This is a genomic window from Candidatus Dedyshia acidiphila, assembly GCF_051025295.1.
In the GTDB taxonomy this organism is placed as follows: domain Bacteria; phylum Acidobacteriota; class Terriglobia; order Terriglobales; family Acidobacteriaceae; genus KBS-83.
In genome coordinates this window covers 53664-73681 of sequence record NZ_JBMGJV010000020.1, presented here as the reverse complement: position 1 = coordinate 73681, position 20018 = coordinate 53664, and the positions used below count along the sequence as shown (strand labels likewise).

Here is a 20018-nt window from a genome sequence, read left to right as displayed (position 1 = left end):
CTTGGCGAGGAACGCCTCATTGCCGAGCTGGCGATCGCTGTTCTCTTTTTCTTTTTCAAGGCGGGCGAGCTCCTTCGACAGTCGCTCGCGCTCGGCTTTTGCGTCTACCGGCTTTTCGTAAACGACGGCGACGTCGAACAGGGGCGTGCTGCGGTGCGCCAAGGCTTCCGGAAGCTGCTGGACGCGCTCGAGTGTCGTGACCTTGGCAAGCCGCTGGATCGTCGCCAGGTTCTGCTCGAACACAGAAGCATCCGCGGTACGCATGAGGATGGGGACGGGCTCGCGCTCCGGCACGCTGGCATCCTTACGGGCGGCGCGGACGGCTGTGATGAGCTGCTGCAGTTGCTCAACTTCCCGCAGGACGCCCGCGTGCTGAGCGGCATCGCTTTCCTGCGGGTAGCGCGACAGTGCGATGGAGCGGCAGGGCGGCTTGCCGTCATAGAGCGAGTGCCAAAGCTGCTCGGTGAGGAGGGGCATAAAAGGCGAGAGCAGGCGCAGCGATGCTTCGAAGACGGCGACCAGCACCGCCAGGCTCTCGCGAGCGGTGGCCTTCGATACGTCGGTGGTGAAATCGAGCCGCAGCTTGGCGAACTCGAGATACCAATCGCAGAAGTCGCCCCAGAAGAATGCATAGACCAGGTTGGAGGCTTCGTCGAAGCGGTACTCGCCGAGTGCGCGATTGACGGCTCCGGCGTGTGCGCTGAACTGCGAAGTGATCCAGCGGTCCAGCAGCGATGTGGAGGCCTCGTTGCGCAGAGCGGTTGCGAGCGCGGCTTCGCTGAGGTCGACCGTGACGCCTGCGTCTTTCGCGAGGCCGATCTGCATGAACAGAAAACGCGCCGCGTTCCAGATCTTGTTCGCGAAGGCGCGATTGCCCTCTGTGCGCGCTTCAGAGAACGCGATGTCAGTGCCGGGCGAAGCCATGGTGGCGAGCGTGAAGCGCACCGCGTCAGTGCCGTAGCGCTCGACGATCTCGATGGGATCGATGACGTTGCCCTTGGTCTTCGACATTTTCTGCCGATCGGCATCGCGCACCAGTGCGTGGATGTAGACCTCGCGGAAGGGCACGGCGTCTTTCAGCGTGCGGGCAGAGCCGTCCGGCATGGGCACGTCGAGCATGAAGTGACAGCCGAACATGATCATGCGGGCCACCCAGAAGAACAGGATGTCGAAGCCGGTAACGAGCAGGTCGGTGGGGTAGAACTCGGCGAGGTCGGGCGTGTTCGCCGGCCAGCCGAAGACGGAGATGGGCAGCAGGCCCGACGAGAACCACGTATCGAGGACGTCGGTTTCCTGCGTAAGCGTGCGCGATCCGCAGTGTTCGCAGCTCTCCGGTGTGTCGCGAGCGACGGTGATCTTGTGGCAGTCACCGCAATACCAGGCGGGGATACGGTGCCCCCACCAGAGCTGGCGCGAGATGCACCAGTCATGAATGTTGCGCATCCACTCGAAGTAGGTCTTCGCGTACTGCTCGGGCGTGAAGCGGATGTGGCCCTGCTCCACCGCGGCGATGGCCTTGTCGGCCAGCGGCTGGATGCGGATGAACCACTGCGTGGACAGGCGCGGCTCGACCACTGTCTTGCTGCGATCGCACTTGCCAATCGCGAGTCTGTGATCCTTTGTTGAGAAGCCGGGCTGGCCTTCGAGTTCAGCCACCATACGCTTGCGCGCTTCATACCGATCGAGCCCGGCGAACGGCCCGGCCTGCTCGTTGAGGTGCGCCGTCTCGTCCATCACGTTGATCGATGGAAGCTTGTGCCGCTGCCCCATCGCGTAGTCGTTGGGGTCATGGGCGGGCGTGATCTTTACCGCGCCGGTGCCGAACTCCGGGGTGACCCACGGGTCGGCGATGATGGGGATCTCGCGGCCAATGAAGGGCACGCGCACGCTGCGGCCGTGCAGGTGCTTGTAACGCTCGTCCATCGGGTGAACGGCGATCGCCACGTCGCCGAACATCGTCTCCGGACGCGTTGTCGCGACCAGCAGCGATTCGTCCGAGCCGACGATTGCGTAAGGGATGGTGTAGAGCTTGCCCTGCTGCTCCTCGTGCACGACTTCGAGGTCGGAGATCGCGGTCTGGCACTGCGGGCACCAGTTCACAATGTAGGCGCCGCGATAGATCAGCCCCTGCTCATGCAGGCGGACGAAGGCCTCGCGCACGGCGCGGGAGAGGTCCGCGTCCATGGTGAAGTACTCGCGCGACCAGTCCACGGAGGCGCCGAGCCGGCGCATCTGGTCGAGAATGGCGCCGCCGTACTGCTCCTTCCACTTCCAGACCCGCTCGAGGAATGCTTCTCGGCCGAGCTTCTGGCGCGTGGTCTTTTCCGCGGTGAGCTGCCGCTCGACCATCATTTGCGTGGCGATGCCTGCATGATCGGTGCCGGGGACCCAGAGGGTGCGCTCGCCCTGCATGCGGTGCCAGCGGGCGAGGATGTCCATTTCCGTCTGGTTGAGCATGTGGCCCATGTGCAGCCGGCCAGTGACGTTGGGGGGCGGCAGCAGCATGACGAAGCGTCCGGCAGACGCGCCTTCAGCGGCGGGAGCGGTGGCAGCGTGGAAGAGCTGCTCGCTGACCCAGTACTCGGCCCATTGCTGCTCGATGGCCGCCGGATCATAGGTTTTTGGAAGTTCTTGCGGCATGAGGCTTCAGGGTAACAGGGCGATGCGATGACATACGAAAACGGCAGAGGCCCCGCGCGGGCCTCTGCCGTGTGGTTCGGAGCGGGTTTGCGGCTTAGAACGGGTTCAGCTTGTCGAGGCCCTTCTTCTTGGTCGTGCTGGTCGACTCGTCGCTCTTGTCGGTCTTCACCTTCGGGTTTTTCTTCTTCTTGCCCGGAGCGGGCGTGCCGGTCTGCACCTGGGCTGCAGGCGCGCCGTTCTTGACGTCGTTGACCTGGTTCTCAGCCGGCGCGGGCTTCTCGACCGGCGGCAGCGGCGCAGTGTCCGCCGGGCCAACGGCCTTCAGGCCGTTGTCGCCGGCGCTGGCCGGAGCCGGAACGGGCGTGCTGTCGGGATTGGGAGTCGGCTGCGTGATCGCGGGCGTGCTGCTCGCAGCCGGCGGTGCAGCGCCGGTCGCCGAGTTGCCGTTGTTGTTGTCGATGACCGTGCCCCCGTTCGGGTTGAGCACTTCGGCGCCGATGCCGGTGCCATTGCCCTCGGGAACGCTCTCAAGCCGTGGCGCGGCTGCATCACCCGTGCGCGGTGCCTCCGTGCCGGCAGCCACTCCAGCGGACCGCGTCGCCGGGGCCGCAGCGGGTGCGCCGCCGGGCAGCGTGGAGTTGAAGATGGCGACGTTTTCCTTCGTGATCTCGGGCGCGGTCACGGTCTGGGCCGGCGTCATGCGCGGCTCGCCCACACGCGCCGCAGCCAGGGTGGAGGGGCCGTGCTTCACGAGCAGCACAGCACGGTCCTTGAGCTTGACGTTGATGCGGCTCTGCTCCTCGGCTTCGCTCTCGGCGAGCGCGGTCTGGCTTGGCTCAGGCACGGGACGGCCGAGCGCGATGAGCTTCTCGCGCGCGTCTTCGACGTGCGGCGCCATGGGATAGCGCATGACCACCTTGTCATAGCAGTCGGCTGCGCGATCGTTGTACGCAGCGATCAGGCGTTCCTTCTGCGCGGCGCTGATGTTGAACCTGGGCACCATGGCGGCTTCGGCAGCGTAATCGTCGCCGAGCTGCAGCAGGGCCATATCGCTCTTGCTGTAGAGCGGATAGGAGTCCGTGACGGTCTGGAGACGCGCGATGCTGGCCGCGTAGTTCTCATGTGTCGCGTAGAAGGAGCCAATGGTGAACTGCCGCTGTGCCAACACCTCCTGCACTTCGCGCAGACGCTGCTTGGCGCGGGGCACCAGGGAGGACTCGGGGTACTGCTGCACCATCAGCCGGTATTCCTGCTCGGCGCGCCCGGCGTTCGTCGGGTCGCGGTCCGGCTTCTCCATCTGCGCGTAGTAGATGTCAGCAACCTTCATCTGCGCCTCGGCCGCTTCGGGCTGGTCGGGGAAGAAGGTGATGAAGTCCTTGTACTCGGACTCGGCCTGCTGCAGCGCGGCGGCGCCGCCCTCCTTGTACCAGGAGTCGCCGACGGCGAGCTTGGCGCGCATCTGGTACTCCGACTCAGGGTAGGTGGTGAGCAGGGCCTGCAGATCGAGGCGGGCGACGTCGAACTTGCCCTTCTTCATGGCATTCATCGCCTTATCGAAGAGCTCCTTGTCCGGCTGCTTGGAGTTGACCCCGGCGAGCGGGTCCGTAGAGCTGACCTTACGCGGCTTCTTGACGCGGGCATGCGCGGGCGCGGCAACCAGGGTTGCAGCGAGGCACGCAGTTGCAGAAACAGCCAGCAGACGGGTGGAGAGACGATTCATGAACAACCTCAAAAGCAGTGCAGACCAGAGCGCCGGAGCCTGTGGGTGGAGCACACAGGAGGAAGCGAGCGAGCGCTGTGACTGGCAGGGTTTGCTTGCGACATAGTTTACCGGGCCGCGGCCATCTCTGCCGAGCGCGCCGCGTCCAGCAGCTCACGCGCCTGGCGGACCGGGTCGCCACCGTCAAAGACAGCACTGCCGGCGACGAGTAGCTCCGCTCCTGCTTCGACGACCGAGGCCACGGTGTTGTGAGCCACGCCGCCATCGACCTCGATCCGGAAGCCGAGATTGCGCTCCGCCCGCAGCTCCCGCAGGCGGCGGATCTTGTCGAGCGAGAAGGGGATGAACTTCTGCCCGCCGAAGCCCGGGTTCACGCTCATCACGAGCACGTGGTGCAGCATGGGAAGCACGTCGTAGAGCAGGTCGACGCGCGTCGCCGGGTTGATGACAACGCCGGGCTCCATGCCGTGCTCGCGGATGTGCTCGATGGTGCGGTGCAGGTGACGGCACGCCTCGTAGTGGACGCCGATCCAGTTCGCGCCGGCGTCGGCAAAGGCGGGGATGAAGTCATCCGGGTTCTCGATCATGAGGTGGCAGTCGAGCGGCAGGCTGGTGACCTTGCGAAGCGACTTCACGACCGGCGGACCGAGGGTGATATTGGGGACGAAGTGGCCGTCCATCACGTCGACGTGAATGGTGGTGCCGCCGCCGCGCTCGGCTGCCGCGACTGCGTCTGCCAGGCGAGCGAAGTCTGCCGACAGGATCGATGGCAACAGTTCGACCACGTGGTCAGTGTATCAGCGGGTGGCAGGGGCTCAGGCGACAGGGACCGGCTCGCGCGTGAGCGCAGCGCGGGCGACGCGAGAGATGGCACGCAGCAGCGGCTTCTGGGGCAGGGTGCCGTCTTCGGCAGCGAAGACCGCCTCGCCCGTACGCTTTGCCGCCGGGCGATAGCACCAGCGCGTGAACAGCGCGAGGTGGTCTTCCATTTCGGGAGCGCTCAGCTTCGGGGCAGGGCTGTCGAGGGCGGCGAGCGCGCGATCCAGGCGCGTCTCGAGCGTGTCCGCGGGCGCGGCGGCGTCGGATGGCTCGAGCGGTACCGGCGCCAGCGCCACCGGGTGCGAGTAGAGCGACGAGGAGCCGGACTGCTCATTGTGCAGGCGCATGCCCAACGTGCTGTAAGGGACGGGGCCGCTGAGGCCGGCAGGTGTGAGCCGGTAGAGCGCGACATCGCCGGGCTCGGTCGCGGGCTGGACCAGTACGGCCGAGAGCTGCGCCAGCAGATGGACGGCGTCCGGCACTTCCGCGAAGGACTGCTCCACGCGCGTGTAGCGCTGGTGGACTGCCGCGGCCGTCTCGAAGTCGAGCGCTTCCGAGGCGGCCGTGCGTGCGCGGTCGAGATCCTCGAGCAGGCTGCGGCCATGTGTGCACAATGCCGTGAACACCGCATCGGCCTCAGCGCGATGACGCTCCGGGGTCGCGGTCTGATTGCACGGGGCGAGGCACTTCTTCATCTCGAAGTAGGGGCAGGCGGGGTGCTCGGGGAAGGGCGCGAGGTCTTCGACGCAGCGACGGAGCTGGAAGAGATCAAGCACCGTGTCTGCGGCGCGTTCGGCGGCGACTCTCGTGGGAAAAGGGCCGAAGCTGCGATCGATGGCGCTGCGCACGTACTTGTTGGTCGCGAAGAGGCGCGGGAAGTCATTCTCGAGCGACATGCGGAGGTAGGTGGGCGGCCGCAGCCGGAGGCGCTTGCGAACGGTAGCGGGGTCGCGTGGGAAGACGCTGCGGAGGGCGCGGTAGAGCAGGAGGCCGGCTTCGAACTCCGAGCCGTAGGGCGTCCAGGAGATCTCACGGACGAAGGGCAGAAGCTGCAGACGGCGCGTTTGTCCGCTGTCCGGCGCGAGAACGCGACGCAGGCGGCGGCGCAGGTTGGGGGTGCGGGCGAGATAGGGCTCGCGGTGCTCGCCGAAGCCGAGCGCAAAGACGGCTGGGGTCGACGGCAGGGCATCGAGCGCGTCCGCGGCGCACGCCGGCTCGAACGGGATGACATGCGCGAGCACCTGCTGATTTTACTGCCCGGGTGCTCGCGATCTCTGCGGGAGTGCCGTGGCGTGAGTGAGCCTATCGGACGGAGAGGGTCATGCCCCGCGTTGGTCAGGCCCCGGCGATCGTCATCCCATCGATGCGCAGCGTGGGCGCCGCGACCGAGCTGCGCCAGACGAGGTCGTCGCCGACGGCGGCGATGTTGCGGAACATCTGCTGCAGATTGCCGGCGATGGTGATGCCTTCGACGGGGTAGGTGAGCTCGCCGTTTTCGATCCACAGGCCGGAGGCGCCGCGCGAGTAGTCGCCGGTGACCATGTTGACGCCCTGGCCGATCAGCTCCGTGATGAAGAGGCCGCTCTTGACGCCGGCGAGGATCGCGGCGGCGGGCTGCGGCGCAGACGAGACGAGCGACAGATTGCCTGCACCGATGCCGGGCGCACCAGCGAGGCCGCGCGATGCGTTGCCCGTGGACTGCATGCTGAGCTTGCGCGCGGTGTAGGTGTTGAGCAGGTAGTTCCTGAGCACGCCACGCTCGACGATCACGGTGCGCCGCGTCGGCAGACCTTCGCCGTCAAAGGGTGCGGTGCCGAAGCCGCCAACCATGGTGCCGTCGTCGACGATAGTGAGCTCCGGGCTGGCGACGACCTCGCCGAGCTTGCCAGTGAAGAACGAGGATTGGTGATAGATGGACGAGCCGTTGGCGGCTTCGAAGATATGGCCAACGATGGAGCGGGCCAGCTCCGGCGCGAAGATCACCGGAACCTGCTGCGTGGGCACGGAGCGCGCGCCGAGGCGGCGCAGGGTGCGGCGTGCAGCTTCGGCACCGATCGACTCCGGCGTGTCGAGCGCCTTGGCTGTGCGGGAGCTCGAGTACCAGTAGTCGCGCTGCATCTTGCCGTCCGGCGTTTGCGCAATCGGGCTGGCGGAGATGGAGCAGATGGAGCGGCGGTACTCGCCGACAAAGCCGCGCGAGTTGGCGAGGATCTTGTGGCCGGTGCCGGCATCGTAGGAGCCGCCGCGGCTGTTGGTGATGCGCGGGTCGGCGGCGAAGCAGGCCTCATCCGCGCGGCGCGCGAGCGCGATGCGCTCGGCCGGGGGCAGCGCGTCGATGTCGTCCGAGAACAGCTTCAGGTCGCCGTCGAGCTTGCCGAAGCTGGTGGGATCGGGCAGCCCGGCGAAGGGGTCCTCCGAGGTGACGCGGGCTAAGGTCACTGCGCCGGTGACGAGTCGCTCGAGTCCGGCCGGAGACAGATCGCTGGTCGAGGTGGAGGCGGCGCGCGCGCCAACAAAGACGCGGATGCCGGCGGCACGCGAACCGGACTCCTTCAGCCGCTCGACTTCTCCCTTGCGGACGAGGGCTTCGAATTCGTCACCTTCGTAGAGGATGACCTCACATTCCGTGGCGCCGGCCGTGCGGGCGCGCTCCACGAGTTCGAGCGCAAGCTCCGGGCGCAGCGTCTGGCCGGAGGCAGGGGGAGCGGCGGTGAGGGTCGTGCTCATCGTGCCGCCGTTCCGCCCACGACCATGCGGTCAAGCTTGATCGTCGGCATGCCGACGCCGACGGGCACGCTCTGGCCTTCCTTGCCGCAGGTGCCGATGCCCTCATCGAGGCGAAGATCGTGACCCACCATGGATACGTACTTGAGCGCCTCGGGACCGTTGCCGATCAGCGTTGCGTCCTTCACCGGTGCGGTGATCTTTCCATCCTCGATCAGGTAGGCCTCGGATGCGGAGAAGACGAACTTGCCGCTGGTGATGTCGACCTGGCCGCCGCCGAAGTTCACGGCGTAGAGGCCACGCTTGACCGAGCGCAGGATGTCCGCGGGATCGTCCTCACCGGCCAGCATGTAGGTGTTCGTCATACGCGGCATGGGGACGGCCTGGTAGCTCTCGCGGCGGCAGTTGCCTGTCTCCGGAATGCCCATCAGGCGCGAGGAGAGCTTGTCGCTCATGTAGCCCTTGAGGATCCCGTTCTCGATCAGCACCGTCTCTTGCGTCGGCGAGCCCTCGTCATCGACGTTGAGCGAGCCGCGGCGGTTGGGCATGCGGCCGTTGTCGACCACCGTGACCTTCGATGACGCGACGGACTGGCCGATCAGGCCGGTAAACGCAGAGGTGCCCTTGCGGTTGAAGTCGGCTTCGAGGCCATGGCCGACGGCTTCATGCAGCAGCACGCCGGGCCAGCCCGGGCCGAGCACGACTTCCATCTCGCCGGCGGGTGCGGGCACGGCGTTCAACTGCAGGATCGCCTGGCGCGTGGCTTCGCGCGCGAAGCTCTCGGGGGTCTTTTCGGTGAGGAAGTAGTCGAGTTCGACACGACCGCCGCCGCCGGAGCTGCCGCGGGCAGTGTTGACGCCCTCTTTAGCGATGACGAAGACGCTGAACCGGGCGAGCGGCTGGGTGTCGGCGGCGAAGGTGCCGTCGGACGCAGCGATCAGGATGCGGCGCACCTCGTCGGCAAAGCTGGCGCGGACCTGCACGATGCGCGGATCGGCGGCGCGGGCGCTGCATCGGCGCGCTGCAGCAACTCGAGCTTCGGAGTGATGTCGGCGTCGGCCTCGGGCGCGAGCACGGGATAGAGACTCTGCTGCGGGTTCTCGCGGAAGCCCGCGACCTGCTGCTTGGCGGGGCCGCTGGCGATCAGAGCTGCCGTGCGTGCGGCACGCAGCAGGCGATCGGCGGAGAGGTCGTCGGTATAGGCGTAGCCGGTGCGCTCACCCGCGACCACGCGCACGCCACACCCGGCGCTCAGCCCCTGGTTCGCGGATTTGACCAGCGACTCATCGAGGCCAATCGAGGTGGAGGCGATCGATTCGAAGTAGAGGTCGGCGTAGTCGCCGCCAGCGGAGAGCGCCTCGCCGAGACAGCGCTCAAGCAATCGCTCGGTGATCCCGAAGGTCTGGAAGAAGTACTGCCGGTGATCGGCGACGGCGGGGCTGATCGTCTGCGGAGATGTCATGGATGGCTATTGGATGATCTGGCCCGATTGTAGGCTTCAGCCGCGTCGGTCCAGCCTTGAAATGACATGAACCTTCCGTGGTATGGTCCTGCCATGACGACGGCAGAGCAGGATCTGGAGCAGTTGCGCTACCCGGTAGGGCGCTTCACGACGCCCGCCGAGGTAAGCCCGGCGGAGCGCGCCGCGGCGGTGGAAACGTTGGCTGTCTTTCCCGCGCTGCTGCGGCAGGAGGTCGAGCAGCGCGGCCCTGCGGCCCTCGAGCATCCGTACCGTCCGGGCGGCTGGACGTTGCGCACGCTGGTGCATCACACCTCGGACAGCCACCAGCAGGCCTCCGCACGCATCCGGATGGCGCTGGCCGAGGATTGGCCGACCATCACTCCCTACGATCAGGAGCAGTGGGCGCGGCTGGCGGATGCGGCCAATGCGCCGGTAGAACTGTCTCTGGACATCCTGAATGGCGTGCACGGACGGCTGGTCTATCTGCTGCGCTCGCTCACCCCGGAGCAGTGGGCGCGCGGCTTCCATCATCCGGAGAACGGGCCGGAGCGCGTCGAGCAGGTGACGCTGCGGTATGCATGGCACTGCCGCCATCACCTGGCGCATGCCCGCGCGGTGCCGCGCTAAGCCGCACATCCCGGTTCGTGGCATTCCGCTCTACCCCTTGTGTCGCAGACACTGTGGCCGATGCCGCCTATCGTCAGCGATCTGAGCGCGTCTGAGCTCGCGCAACACCTCGAGGAGTTTCTCGCCGACCATCCGCATGCCGCCATCCTCGAAGATGGTCGCGTGCTTTTCGACATGCGCGACACACAGTACGCGCTTAGCGCCGAGCACGGGCGGTGTGTGCTGCAGCTCTGGTCGGAGGAGCGCAACATCGTCCGCACGGTGACGGGCGTGGATGTGCGCAAGGATGCGCTGCGGCTGGAGGTGCGGCGCTTCGGGCAGACGCGACCCCAGATTTTGCACCTGCTCGCGGACCGCGACCAGCGCACGCCGTCTGCCAGGACAGCAGTGCGGACGCGCTATCTCAGACAACTGGAGCACCTGCTGCCGCGCGTCTTTGGCGACTGGATGCTCGAAGGGCTGCGCAGTTCGATGGATCTCGAGCGCAGCTTCGGCCCGGCGTATGCGCGGGGGCTGCTGGTGCGCGGACAGAGCGCATGGGCGCTGATCGCGGTGAATGCGGAGGAGACGCCGGCGACGATCGACGGAATCCTGACGCTCGGGCTGTTGTGGCTGGACCACTGCCGCGCGCGGAGCGGTCCGCGCCGGCATGTGGAAGGGCTACGGCTGATCGTGCCCGAGGGCACCAGCGCGGTGACCGAGGCAAGGCTCGGCTGGCTGAATCCGGCGCTCGCCAAATATGAGCTGTGGACCTGCGATCCACATGCCGAATCGCTCGAGCCAGTGGAGCCGGGCCGCAACGGCAATCTCGAGATGCGGCTGCTGCAGAACGTCGACCCGTCGTCCGCGCTCGAGCGGCTCGGGGCCAGCATCGGACAGGTGCTGCAACTGGTGCCGGAGGGCGCGCGTGCGGCGGTGGAGCAGCGCGTGCACAGCGCAGCGCGGGTGGGGCTCTCCTTGTATGGCCTCGAGTTTGCGCGTGTGCAGCATGGTCTTGCTCCGGGCGCATTCACGCGACAGGATCGCATCACCTTTGGCGCCGGGCCGAGCGAGACAGAGCTGAATGAGGACACGGCGCCGCTGCTGCGCGAGCTGACAGCCCGCCTGTTCGCGAGCCGCCATCCTGCCGGCAGCGGGAACGATCCGCTCTACCGCATGCAGCCGGAGCGCTGGCTGGAGGGGCGGCTGATGCAGGCTCTGCCGGAGATCGAGCCGTCGCTGCTGGCGAAGCCGGTGTATCGGCAGGTGCCGGCGTTTGCTGCGCGCGACCGCGGCATGCTGGACCTGCTCGCGGTGACACGGAGTGGACGATTGGCGGTGATCGAGGTCAAGGCGGACGAGGACCTGCACATGGTGTTGCAGGGGCTCGACTACTGGATTCGGGTGCATCGCACGGCGCAGTCGCGCGCGGCGGACGGGGCGAACGACTTCACGCGCTCGGGGTACTTTCCCGGGATGGGACTCACGGAGTCGTCACCACTGCTGTATTTTGTGGCTCCGGCGCTGCGCGTTCACCCGGCGACCGAGACGGTGCTGAAGTATGTGTCGCCCGAAATCGAGTGGCGGCTGATTGCGGTCGGTGAGCAGTGGCGCAGGTCGCTCGAAGTGATCTGGCGCAAGCGGCGGGAGACCGCGCCGGTGACCTAAACCAGCGCGGGCTCGGGCGGGGCTGTGTCGGCGACGGTTGAAGCGAGGGCCGCGTGTGTGTCGAAGCGCTGCGCGAAGAACTGCTCGACGGCGGCGAGGATCGCGGGGCCGCTGCGCACTTCGTAGATGGTTTTGCGGAGCGCTCCGCCGCCGGGCACCCCATGCGTGAACCAGGACGCAAACTGCTTCATCTTGCCTGCGCCTTCGCGGCAGGCCTTGGCTGCCTCGATGTTCTTCTCCTCGGAGCCGGCGGAGTGCCAGTGCCCCTCGGCGAGCAGCATGGTGAAGTAGGTGTGGATCATGCGGTAGCGATCAAGCTCGGTCGGCATGTCATAGCGGCCGGTCGCCGTGTACTGCGCGATTTGGCGGAAGATCCACGGATTGGCCGGTGCGGCGCGGCCGATCATGACGGCGTCGCAGCCCGTCTCGTCAACCATGCGAACGGCGTCCTCGGGCGTGCGGATGTCGCCGTTGCCGATCACTGGAATCGAGACGGCAGCCTTGACGGCGGCGATGTGCTCCCAGCGGGCGTCGCCGGAGTAGCCCTGCTCACGCGTGCGGGCGTGCAGCGCGACGGCGTTGAGGCCGCTCTCCTGCACAAGGCGCGCGAGCGGCACGCAGACGATGTTGTCATCGTTCCAGCCGAGGCGGAACTTTACGGTAAAGGGAATCGACACGGCGCTGCGCACTGCCTCGAAGATGCGCGCGATGAGCGGCAGATCGCGAAGCAGGCCCGAGCCGCCATTGCAGGCGACGACGCGCTTGGCCGGGCAGCCGAGGTTCAGGTCGACGACGTCGAAGCCGGCGTCCTGGACGATGCGCGCGGCCTCGGCAAGCGTGCGCGGATCGGAGCCGAAGAGCTGTGCCGCGATCGGGTGCTCGTCTTCGTAGTAGGTGAGGTAACGCTTGCGCTTCGCCTCGCGCATGCGGGAGAGCCCGTCGGCCGAGGTGAACTCGGTCATGATCAGGCCGCAGCCGGACTGCTGGTTCGTGATCGCCGTGTCGACGGTGGCGGTGCTGTCGGCAGCAGGCGTGAACAGGCTGGCATTGCGGATGAAGCGACGGAAGATGGTATCCGTCACCCCGGCCATGGGGGCGAGCACCGTGGCCGGCCGCACGTCGACCGTGCCGATGCGCAGATGTGCCGGCACGCAGACCTGCTGCGGCAGGAGTCCGGCGTCGTCCTCGTCCGTGCGCGGGTTGTCGTTCCAGTGCTTCTTCATGGCGGAACTGGTCTCAACAGAAGAGGCCTCCCGCGGGAGGCCTCTTTGATACTGCCAGGCGGGCCTACTTGGCCGCCGGGGTCTCGACCTTGGCGTACTTGCGGCGGAAGCGCTCGACGCGGCCGGCCGTGTCAATCAGCTTCTGCTTGCCCGTGAAGAACGGGTGGCAAGACGAGCAGATTTCAACGTGGATGTCACCCTTGTGCGTGGAGCGCGTCTCGAACGAGGTGCCGCAGGCGCATACGACGCGGATCGGGTTGTAATTCGGGTGGATATTTTCCTTAGACATGGGTCGCAACGTCCTTTTCCAGCAATCTTCTGAGTTTACGCGGTTCGATCCCGCCCGGCAAGGCGGAACACGAAGGGCCCTCTGGTCCGGGTCACCAGATAAGATGTCCCATCCCCGCTGCCCGATTCATCCGGAGGCCTGTCCTGATGCGCCCTTGCACTCTGCGCGCCCTGAGCGCGGTTTTGACCCTGTCTTCTGTCGTGTTTGCGGTTCCCGCCCAAGGTCAACTCAGCCCCGCACGCCGGGCCGCGCTCGACCGCGACCTGCCGGAGGTGACGGTGGCGAAGCTTGAAGGCTACTACGCGGCGCACCGCTACACGGTGACTGAGGTGGTCGAGTGGCACCTGGCGCGAATCGACCGTTACAACGGGATCTATCACGCGGTGCAGACGGTGGACCGCGCGGGAGCACGGAAGCGGGCCGCCGAGGAGGATCACGCGGCCGCCGGAACGAAGCATGGCCCGCTGTGGGGTGTGCCGATCGTGATCAAGACCAACACCAGCATTGCCGGGCTGGTGACGACGGATGGCTGGAAGGGCTACACGATCCCCGGGCATGAGTTCGTCGCGCCGCGCGATGCCACGGTGGTGGCGCGGCTTCGTGCCGCGGGGGCGATCATCCTGGGCAACACCAACATGCCGGACTTCGCGGCGAGTGATACCAACCGCTCGACCGCGTTCGGGCGCACGGGCAATGCCTACGATGTGCGGTTCAGCCCGGGCGGGTCGTCGGGCGGCACGGTAACTGCTGTGACGGCGAACATGGCCGTGCTCGGCACGGGGACGGACACCGGCAACTCGATCCGCATGCCGGCTGCGACCAGCGCTGTGGTGGGCGTGTTCCCGACACGCGGGCTGGTCAGCATTGCGGGGATTGCGCCGCTCGACTGGCTGCTCGACAACACGGGGCCGATTGCCCGAAACGTGGCAGATGCGGCGATCGGGCTGACGGTGATGTCAGGCCAGGCGACCGACACCGGGCCCAACGATCCGACGGACCCACGCACGGCGGAGGCAGCCGGGCATCTGCAGCCGGGGCCCTACTCGCAGTATCTGAAGGCCGATGCGCTGAAGGGCAAGCGCTTCGGGGTGCCCGCGTTCATCCTGGCCGGAGGCAGCATTCCTTTCCAGGGGATTCCGTTCGAAGCCACACCGGAGCAGTTCGAGCACTCGCTGAAACAAAACGTGCTGCCGCTGGAGCCGGAGACGCGGGCGGCCTTCCTGAAGGCGCTGGATGGCATGCGGGCGGCCGGCGCGACCATCGTCATCAATGGCCAGTTGCTGCCCGAGAGCTTTGCTGCCATTGCGCGGCATGTGTGCACGCTGCCCTATGTACGCGAGGGGACGGAGCGCTATCTGCGCGAGTTCGGACCGGCGCAGTACCACTCACCCGAGGAGTACGAGAAGGCGGTTGGCGCGCCGCTGCCAGAGGTGATCATGGGCGGCCCGGAGCTGGACGAGGCACACGGAGGCATCAAGGTGGCGCAGCGGCGTGTGGAAGACGACCCGTCGGCGGAGCGTGAGTACACCGGACCCAAGCGGCAGATGATGGCCGCCTACCTCGAAGCGTTCGACCGCTGGCATCTGGACGGCCTGGTCTACCCCGCCACCCAGATGCCGCCGCCCGATGAGAGCATGCCGCAGTACGGACACCTGAGCGAGGGCCCGCACAGCGACACGAGCTGGGTGAACATGATCGGCGTTCCGGCGGTGGTGGTGTCGGGCGGCTTCTATCCGTGGGGGATGCCGTTCGGGCTCGAGCTAGCGACGCGACCGTGGCACGATGGCGACCTGCTCGGCTGGGCGTATGCCTACGAGGAGGCGACGCATCATCGCCATCCGCCGGAGCTCGTCGAGAAGGGGCTGCTGCCGGACGCGCCGCACTTCAACCCGCAGTAGGCTCGCGATCGTCGCGAGCGCTCTCGTTGCGGAGCTTGCGCAGAAGCCGCACGACGGTGCGCTTCTCTTCGGTCGAGAGCGCGCGCATGGCGTGGACCAGATCCTTGAGGTGGATCGGGAAGATCTGTTCCAGCAGCGAGCGGCCCTTTTCGGTGATGGTGCCGAGAATGACGCGCTGGTCCGTGGGCAGCGGACGCCGGACGAGCAGGCCGCGCGCTTCGAGCTTCTTGACCGTGTAGGTGGTGCTGGCGCCGGTCAGCAGGATACGGTGGCTCAGCTCGCCAAGCGGGGTGGGCCCGGCATGCGAGAGCACATCGAGCACGGCGAACTCGGTCATGGTCAGGCCGAGCTTCAGGGTGCGTGGCCGCACGTAGTCATCCACATACTTGAAGGACCGGCCAATGGCGAGGATGAGCTGCAGTGAGGCGAGCTCGTCCGGGGTCGCTGTAGGCTCCGGGGGCGACGGCTTCGACGGTGCTGCCGGATCCTCCTGCGTACGCTTCATGCTGTGAGCATAGAAGAAAGGCAGACGCTGGGCAGGGGATCAGGAAGGATGGAGCAGCATCCACAGGAGCCCGATGCTGAGTGCGAGTCGTGTGAGATCGACGCCTTTGCGCAGCCAGTCCGTCTGAAGCAGGCGGCGCATGCCCGCCGCGCTGTAGCCGTCCCGACTGAACGCGCGGTGAAGTGGAATCTGCAGCACGAGGGTCGACACGATGCCGAGGACTGATGCCCCAAGCATCCAGGTCGCCAGGGTGCGCAGCATCGAGTCGTGAAGCGCAAGGAGCAGGCCGAGCTGGCTGAGAAGGCCGAGGACCTCCGGTACCACGATGGTCCATCGAATAGCGGACGTCTGTGCGCGATGGTAGCGGGCAAAAGCGGAGGCGGGGATCAACGGCCAGGTCTGGTAATTGACAAGGCGCTCAACCGCGGCAGCGCCTGCGCAATACGCATTGAGTAGCGGCGTGGTGATGCAGAGAGCGGCGACGGCTGAGTCTCGAGCAGTGGAAGGGGCGAGCATCAGAAGTTCCAGGTGAGCTGCGGGCCAATGAAATTGACGCCGCGCCCGGGCGGACTCTGCTTGAGGAACCTGCCAGGAAAGAAATGCTCATAGGTCAGTTGCGCAGCAAGATGGCGTGAGACGGTCCAGACGAGTTGCTGCTGGAATTGCGAACCGATGTAGCGCGCCTTCGAGCCCGCTGGAGGGTGCGTCAGGATGCCGACAATGTTGTAGACACCATCCTCGACCGCCTCGCGCCAGAGGAACTCTTCGTTGGTGTTGCTCGATAGCCGGCGGGTGAGCGTCAGCTTGAGGGTGGGTCGCGTAATGATCAGGTTGGTCGGGCCGAGCAGGATCGCTTCGCCCAGATAGTTGCCGTTCGGAAAGAGCGGGTTGAAGGTGCCGAGCGTGCGGTTGTGGGGCGAGTGATCGCCGCTGAGCACGCCTCCGTCGATCTCCGGGTGCGGAGCGAATCGGTGTTGCGCAAATGTGTAACCGCCATGGTAACCAGCGGCCCAGGCCCGGATATCGCCTGACCCGAAACGGCCGAACTGGCCGGTGAACTCGGCGTCGTAGTCCCATGCCGCATGCCGCTCCCAGAGCCGCACACCGAGCGTCTCGCGCTGCTCGCGCCCTGTGCCGCTGACGTAGCGGGCCCGGCGGTGGTCGAAGCCGAGATAGTAGAGGTCGAGATTCGCTCCGCGCCTGCCGAGTGGGTGGCTGGTGTAGAGGCCCCAGAGTTCCTCGGCCGAGTTGGGCTGGTTGTCGAACCGTCCAGTCGCGATGGAGGTGGGCCGCAGGGCGAGGCCGTCCGCAGTCCAACCATGCGTTTTGAGTGTGATCCGGAAGCCATCGAACGGCTGCTCGACGTTCAGACCTGCGCCGGTCGCGACAAGCCGGGTCGAGCCGAGCGAGACGAGCTGCCGGCCTGTGCGGAGGACGAGGTTACTCTGCAGATCCCGATGCCACGGCGCGACATCGACGAAGCCCTGGTTGATGTCGAGCTCATCACGGTCTATGCCCGGCCGGGGTCCGCCGTCGCGGCCTTCGGAGAAGCCGCTGTCGAGCTGAAGAAAGAAGCGCAACGCGGGCGCGACGTGCAGATCCGCGCTGAGTAGATAGCGCTGCAGCAGGTAGCCATTGTCGGGTGGCTGCGCGCCGAAGGCGGGATGGTCCTGGTACTCGCCGCGCTCACGGATCTGCCCGGTGATGGAGATGAAGCGGTCCGGAGCGTCGCTGCGCGGGAGGAAATGGAGGCGATCCGTCCAGTCCGCGCGGGCGTCGGGGCGGTGCAGATACGACCAGTCCATGTCCCAGACGAAGGGCGTATAAGGCGGCGGGACAGCACGCTTCGGTGCAGCGCTTCTGTCATCCGCGCGCAACGGGGCGCAGATGCAGCACAGCGCGACGAACAGAAGAAGGCCACGGAGCACGCGGAGGTCTCTCGAAGGAACGGGGCGGCGACTGCGATCGCCGCCCCGGTGTGGGTACTGGGAGTGAGGCCGATCAGGCGTTGAGCTTCGAGATGATCTCGTCGGCCATGATGCCTGCGGCTTTCTGACCATCCGCGTTGCCGAAGTCGTTGCAGAGTTCGGTGACCACCTGGTTGACCACGGTGACGGTCACGCCGAGATCCCGAAGGCGATCGTAGGTAAGCGTGTCGCCGAGGCTCGACATGGTGCCGCAGCCATCGGCGACCACGGTGACGGTGTAGCCGAGGCGCACCGCATCGCGCGCTGCCCAAAAGAGGCAGATGTCGGTGGTCAGGCCGGCGAGAACGAGGTTCTGGCGTCCCGCTGCTTTGACGGCGGCCGTGAGCTCCGGCTGATCGAAGCAGCTGAGCACGCCGCCGCGCTTGTAGCGGTGCTCAAACGCAGACGGTGCGACCTGCTGGATGTCCGGGATGGTGGGGCCGACGTTCTCTTCCATAGTGGTGGTGAGAAACAGCGGCATGCCGAAGGTGACGCCCAAGCGGGCGAGCACGCGGCAGCTGGCGATGACGGTCTTCTGCGGCAGACTCTTGACCCAGTCGAGAGTCATGGTCTGGTGATCGACGAGGAGGATGCTGGTGTCGGTGGTCTGGAACCGGGGTGGGACTTGAGTGGCTGGCACGGTGACCTCTCGGGGAGCGGCGACGCCGCTGCTTCAAATTTATTTAGAAATCTAAATATAGAGTTCGCGTGAGCGTGTCAACCGGCGCTTCATGAAATGAAAGTCGCGGCTGCAGGCTGGCTACGTCGACGTGGAAGGACGGATACGGACCAGAGGAACACCGGCGGAAGAACGTGGGAGCGCACTGGGCCCGAGCCCGTTTTCTGGCGTTCGCGGCGAGAGATGGACTTTTGCGGGTTACGAAAGCCCGCTGTCGGTGTCTACAGGGGGTATGCGCGCACTGATGCTGGCCGGGGTGTCTGTTTTAGCGGCGATTGGGTGCGCTCATGCGCAGTATCTGGGCACGATCCAGCAGCGCTGGGATGCCTCCGACCTGGTCTGTACGGGGACGGCGTCTGCGCCGGAGCGGAGCGGCGGGATGCGGTCGATCGAGGGCAGCAACCGCGACGAACTGGTGGCGAGGGTGGAGTTCGAGACGTGCCTGAAGGGGGAGCAGCCTCCGTCCCCGGTGCGAGTGATCGGGTTCGACATCGTCGCGCGAACTGATTTCGGGGGGCGTGGATACGGGTACTCCGGTCCGCCGACCGGCTTCGTGGTGAAGGGGCGTAACTTGTTGTTTCTGCGGCGGACCGAGACACCGGCGGAGTTCGAAGTGACGGTGCCGATTTACCAGACAGCCGTTGCACTGGCGGAGCAGCGGCCGGAGGTCACCTATGACGGGACACCAGAGTCGGCTCGCCGCGTCGTGACGGGGGAACTGGAGGCAGCGCTGGTGCAGTTCGACGCAAACGACCTGAGCGAGATCACTTACCTGGTGGATTGGCTCGGACGAGCGGACGGATTAGCGGAGCTCGAACGGTTCTCGCTGGAGGCCACACTTCCAGTGAAGCGGGACATCGCTGTCGAGCTACTGAGAGACGGGCACCACGAGAGCGAAGAGATGGTGATCTCGCTCCTGCGGGACAGATCGGCTTTGCAGTGGAAGCGACAGAATGCGATTTACGCGCTGGCGGAGCAGGGCAGCGAAGCGGCGCTCGAGCCGCTGGAGAGCATTCTCGCCGAACCCGAGACCTCGGACAGCGCGCCATTGCGCCTGACAGCCCGGGAGGCGGTCGAATCATTGCAGAAGCGGCTGCGAACCGCGACGCCGTCGCCCTGACGGTCCGGCTGAGGCCGAAACGCGGGGCTCGCAGTGGGAGACGAGCAGGGTTAACGCGCTGGCGCCGGCATGCGGCGGAGCTGCAGGATGACTTCGGTGAACAGCAGAGGCACCGCCCAGCAGAACCAGATGGCAGAGATGGCGCGCTGATTCGGCGGCATGAGGTGCGCCATCCCGGCCGTCAAGCTGAGAAAGCGGAAGGTCACGAAGGCGAAGGTGACGACGTAGCTGCGGACCATCCACTCTTTGTGGATCTGGATCTGGCGGCGCATCACGGCGTAGTAGGCCATGCCGGAGGTGGTGATCCAGGCGACGCCGAGCATGGCCAGGCCAAATCCCCAGGCGAAGCCCTCGGTCGTCGTTACGGCGAGCCGGAACGACGCAAGCGACCCCAGCGCGATCGAGATGAGGTACACGCGCCCGAGCAGGCGATGGAGGGAGAGCGAACGGCGGCGGAGTCGCTGCGAGAACTGGAATGGGCCGATCGCGAGCGCCAGCATGCCGCAGGTGATGTGCAGCAAAAGGGTCAGCCGCTGTGCCCAGCGATTGCCAAAGCCGGCCGGGCTGTAATGCAGGTAGTAGTAGAAGACGAACTTCGAAATGAAGTACATCCCGACCGCAAACACGGCGGCGAGAGCGACAGCCTTCGCGGTGACGACCCGCGGCTGCGGGGTGATCGTCGTTGTTGACATGGGGCG

General features: G+C 66.4%; 16 protein-coding genes and 1 pseudogene. 4 read left to right on the top strand and 13 right to left on the bottom strand.

Going from position 1 to position 20018, the window contains the following annotated elements; translation table 11 throughout:
- The 6 genes and pseudogenes from AC5IJH_RS10225 to tldD all read right to left on the bottom strand — a co-directional run.
- Positions 1-2640, bottom strand: a 2640-nt coding sequence (locus AC5IJH_RS10225) for a valine--tRNA ligase (protein ID WP_491902716.1), incomplete at its 3' end; no start/stop codon positions are given.
- A 94-nt stretch (positions 2641-2734) separates the two neighbouring features.
- Positions 2735-4360: an outer membrane protein assembly factor BamD gene (locus tag AC5IJH_RS10220; RefSeq protein ID WP_491902715.1), complete on the bottom strand. Its 1626-nt coding sequence runs from the start codon at positions 4358-4360 to the stop codon at positions 2735-2737.
- Positions 4361-4467: 107 nt separating this feature from the next.
- On the bottom strand, positions 4468-5145 hold the full coding sequence (gene rpe, locus AC5IJH_RS10215; protein WP_491902714.1) for a ribulose-phosphate 3-epimerase: 678 nt from the start codon (positions 5143-5145) through the stop codon (positions 4468-4470).
- A gap of 30 nt (positions 5146-5175) precedes the next feature.
- Positions 5176-6420 carry an excinuclease ABC subunit C gene (locus tag AC5IJH_RS10210; RefSeq protein WP_491902713.1) on the bottom strand — a complete coding sequence of 415 codons (1245 nt, stop codon included), beginning with the start codon at positions 6418-6420 and terminating at the stop codon, positions 5176-5178.
- Positions 6421-6514: 94 nt separating this feature from the next.
- Positions 6515-7906 carry a TldD/PmbA family protein gene (locus AC5IJH_RS10205; protein WP_491902712.1) on the bottom strand — a complete coding sequence of 464 codons (1392 nt, stop codon included), beginning with the start codon at positions 7904-7906 and terminating at the stop codon, positions 6515-6517.
- Positions 7903-9365, bottom strand: a pseudogene (gene tldD / locus AC5IJH_RS10200) (metalloprotease TldD). Before tldD ends, AC5IJH_RS10205 begins: the two are co-directional and overlap by 4 nt.
- 93 nt (positions 9366-9458) lie before the next feature.
- Here tldD and AC5IJH_RS10195 point away from each other — a divergent pair.
- Together AC5IJH_RS10195 and AC5IJH_RS10190 are read left to right on the top strand one after the other, a co-directional pair.
- Positions 9459-9992: a YfiT family bacillithiol transferase gene (locus AC5IJH_RS10195; RefSeq protein ID WP_491902711.1), complete on the top strand. Its 534-nt coding sequence runs from the start codon at positions 9459-9461 to the stop codon at positions 9990-9992.
- Between the two features lie 60 nt (positions 9993-10052).
- Positions 10053-11639, top strand: a complete 1587-nt coding sequence (locus tag AC5IJH_RS10190) for a hypothetical protein (RefSeq protein WP_491902710.1) — start codon at positions 10053-10055, stop codon at positions 11637-11639.
- Here the strand turns inward: AC5IJH_RS10190 and dusB are convergent.
- Positions 11636-12862: a tRNA dihydrouridine synthase DusB gene (dusB, locus tag AC5IJH_RS10185; protein ID WP_491902709.1), complete on the bottom strand. Its 1227-nt coding sequence runs from the start codon at positions 12860-12862 to the stop codon at positions 11636-11638. The genes AC5IJH_RS10190 and dusB overlap by 4 nt on opposite strands.
- A 64-nt stretch (positions 12863-12926) precedes the next feature.
- Complete coding sequence (gene rpmE, locus AC5IJH_RS10180) at positions 12927-13151, bottom strand: 50S ribosomal protein L31 (RefSeq protein WP_491902708.1); 225 nt, start codon at positions 13149-13151, stop codon at positions 12927-12929.
- Positions 13152-13333: 182 nt separating this feature from the next.
- Between rpmE and AC5IJH_RS10175 the strand changes: the two genes are divergently transcribed.
- The gene (locus AC5IJH_RS10175) at positions 13334-15049 is read left to right on the top strand and encodes an amidase (protein ID WP_491902707.1); all 1716 of its coding nucleotides are present in this window, start codon (positions 13334-13336) and stop codon (positions 15047-15049) included.
- On the opposite strand, the gene AC5IJH_RS10170 is transcribed toward AC5IJH_RS10175, so the two are convergent.
- From AC5IJH_RS10170 to AC5IJH_RS10155, 4 genes are all read right to left on the bottom strand, one after another.
- The gene (locus AC5IJH_RS10170; protein ID WP_491902706.1) at positions 15036-15554 is read right to left on the bottom strand and encodes a MarR family winged helix-turn-helix transcriptional regulator; all 519 of its coding nucleotides are present in this window, start codon (positions 15552-15554) and stop codon (positions 15036-15038) included. The two genes, AC5IJH_RS10175 and AC5IJH_RS10170, sit on opposite strands and share 14 nt — an antisense overlap.
- Positions 15555-15593: 39 nt before the next feature.
- A complete protein-coding gene (locus tag AC5IJH_RS10165) occupies positions 15594-16070 on the bottom strand; it encodes a hypothetical protein (RefSeq protein WP_491902705.1) in 477 nt (158 codons plus the stop codon).
- Positions 16070-17359 carry an alginate export family protein gene (locus AC5IJH_RS10160; RefSeq protein ID WP_491902704.1) on the bottom strand — a complete coding sequence of 430 codons (1290 nt, stop codon included), beginning with the start codon at positions 17357-17359 and terminating at the stop codon, positions 16070-16072. Before AC5IJH_RS10160 ends, AC5IJH_RS10165 begins: the two co-directional genes overlap by 1 nt.
- Positions 17360-17555: 196 nt before the next feature.
- On the bottom strand, positions 17556-18161 hold the full coding sequence (locus AC5IJH_RS10155; protein ID WP_491902703.1) for an isochorismatase family protein: 606 nt from the start codon (positions 18159-18161) through the stop codon (positions 17556-17558).
- Between the two features lie 271 nt (positions 18162-18432).
- Here AC5IJH_RS10155 and AC5IJH_RS10150 point away from each other — a divergent pair, with 271 nt between their 5' ends.
- Positions 18433-19320 carry a HEAT repeat domain-containing protein gene (locus tag AC5IJH_RS10150; RefSeq protein WP_491902702.1) on the top strand — a complete coding sequence of 296 codons (888 nt, stop codon included), beginning with the start codon at positions 18433-18435 and terminating at the stop codon, positions 19318-19320.
- 50 nt (positions 19321-19370) lie between these two features.
- Here AC5IJH_RS10150 and AC5IJH_RS10145 read toward each other — a convergent pair whose 3' ends face one another.
- The gene (locus AC5IJH_RS10145) at positions 19371-20012 is read right to left on the bottom strand and encodes a DUF2306 domain-containing protein (protein WP_491902701.1); all 642 of its coding nucleotides are present in this window, start codon (positions 20010-20012) and stop codon (positions 19371-19373) included.
- Positions 20013-20018 lie beyond the last annotated feature (6 nt).

What these genes read in the sequence shown, in the direction of transcription:
- AC5IJH_RS10145 (WP_491902701.1), bottom strand. Translation starts at nt 20,012, where the DNA reads ATGTCAACAACGACGATCACCCCGCAGCCGCGGGTCGTCACCGCGAAG.
- rpmE (WP_491902708.1), bottom strand. Translation starts at nt 13,151, where the DNA reads ATGTCTAAGGAAAATATCCACCCGAATTACAACCCGATCCGCGTCGTA.
- AC5IJH_RS10205 (WP_491902712.1), bottom strand. Translation starts at nt 7,906, where the DNA reads ATGAGCACGACCCTCACCGCCGCTCCCCCTGCCTCCGGCCAGACGCTG.
- AC5IJH_RS10190 (WP_491902710.1), top strand. Translation starts at nt 10,053, where the DNA reads ATGCCGCCTATCGTCAGCGATCTGAGCGCGTCTGAGCTCGCGCAACAC.
- AC5IJH_RS10160 (WP_491902704.1), bottom strand. Translation starts at nt 17,359, where the DNA reads ATGGACTGGTCGTATCTGCACCGCCCCGACGCCCGCGCGGACTGGACG.
- AC5IJH_RS10170 (WP_491902706.1), bottom strand. Translation starts at nt 15,554, where the DNA reads ATGAAGCGTACGCAGGAGGATCCGGCAGCACCGTCGAAGCCGTCGCCC.
- AC5IJH_RS10195 (WP_491902711.1), top strand. Translation starts at nt 9,459, where the DNA reads ATGACGACGGCAGAGCAGGATCTGGAGCAGTTGCGCTACCCGGTAGGG.
- AC5IJH_RS10165 (WP_491902705.1), bottom strand. Translation starts at nt 16,070, where the DNA reads ATGCTCGCCCCTTCCACTGCTCGAGACTCAGCCGTCGCCGCTCTCTGC.
- AC5IJH_RS10220 (WP_491902715.1), bottom strand. Translation starts at nt 4,360, where the DNA reads ATGAATCGTCTCTCCACCCGTCTGCTGGCTGTTTCTGCAACTGCGTGC.
- AC5IJH_RS10150 (WP_491902702.1), top strand. Translation starts at nt 18,433, where the DNA reads ATGCGCGCACTGATGCTGGCCGGGGTGTCTGTTTTAGCGGCGATTGGG.
- dusB (WP_491902709.1), bottom strand. Translation starts at nt 12,862, where the DNA reads ATGAAGAAGCACTGGAACGACAACCCGCGCACGGACGAGGACGACGCC.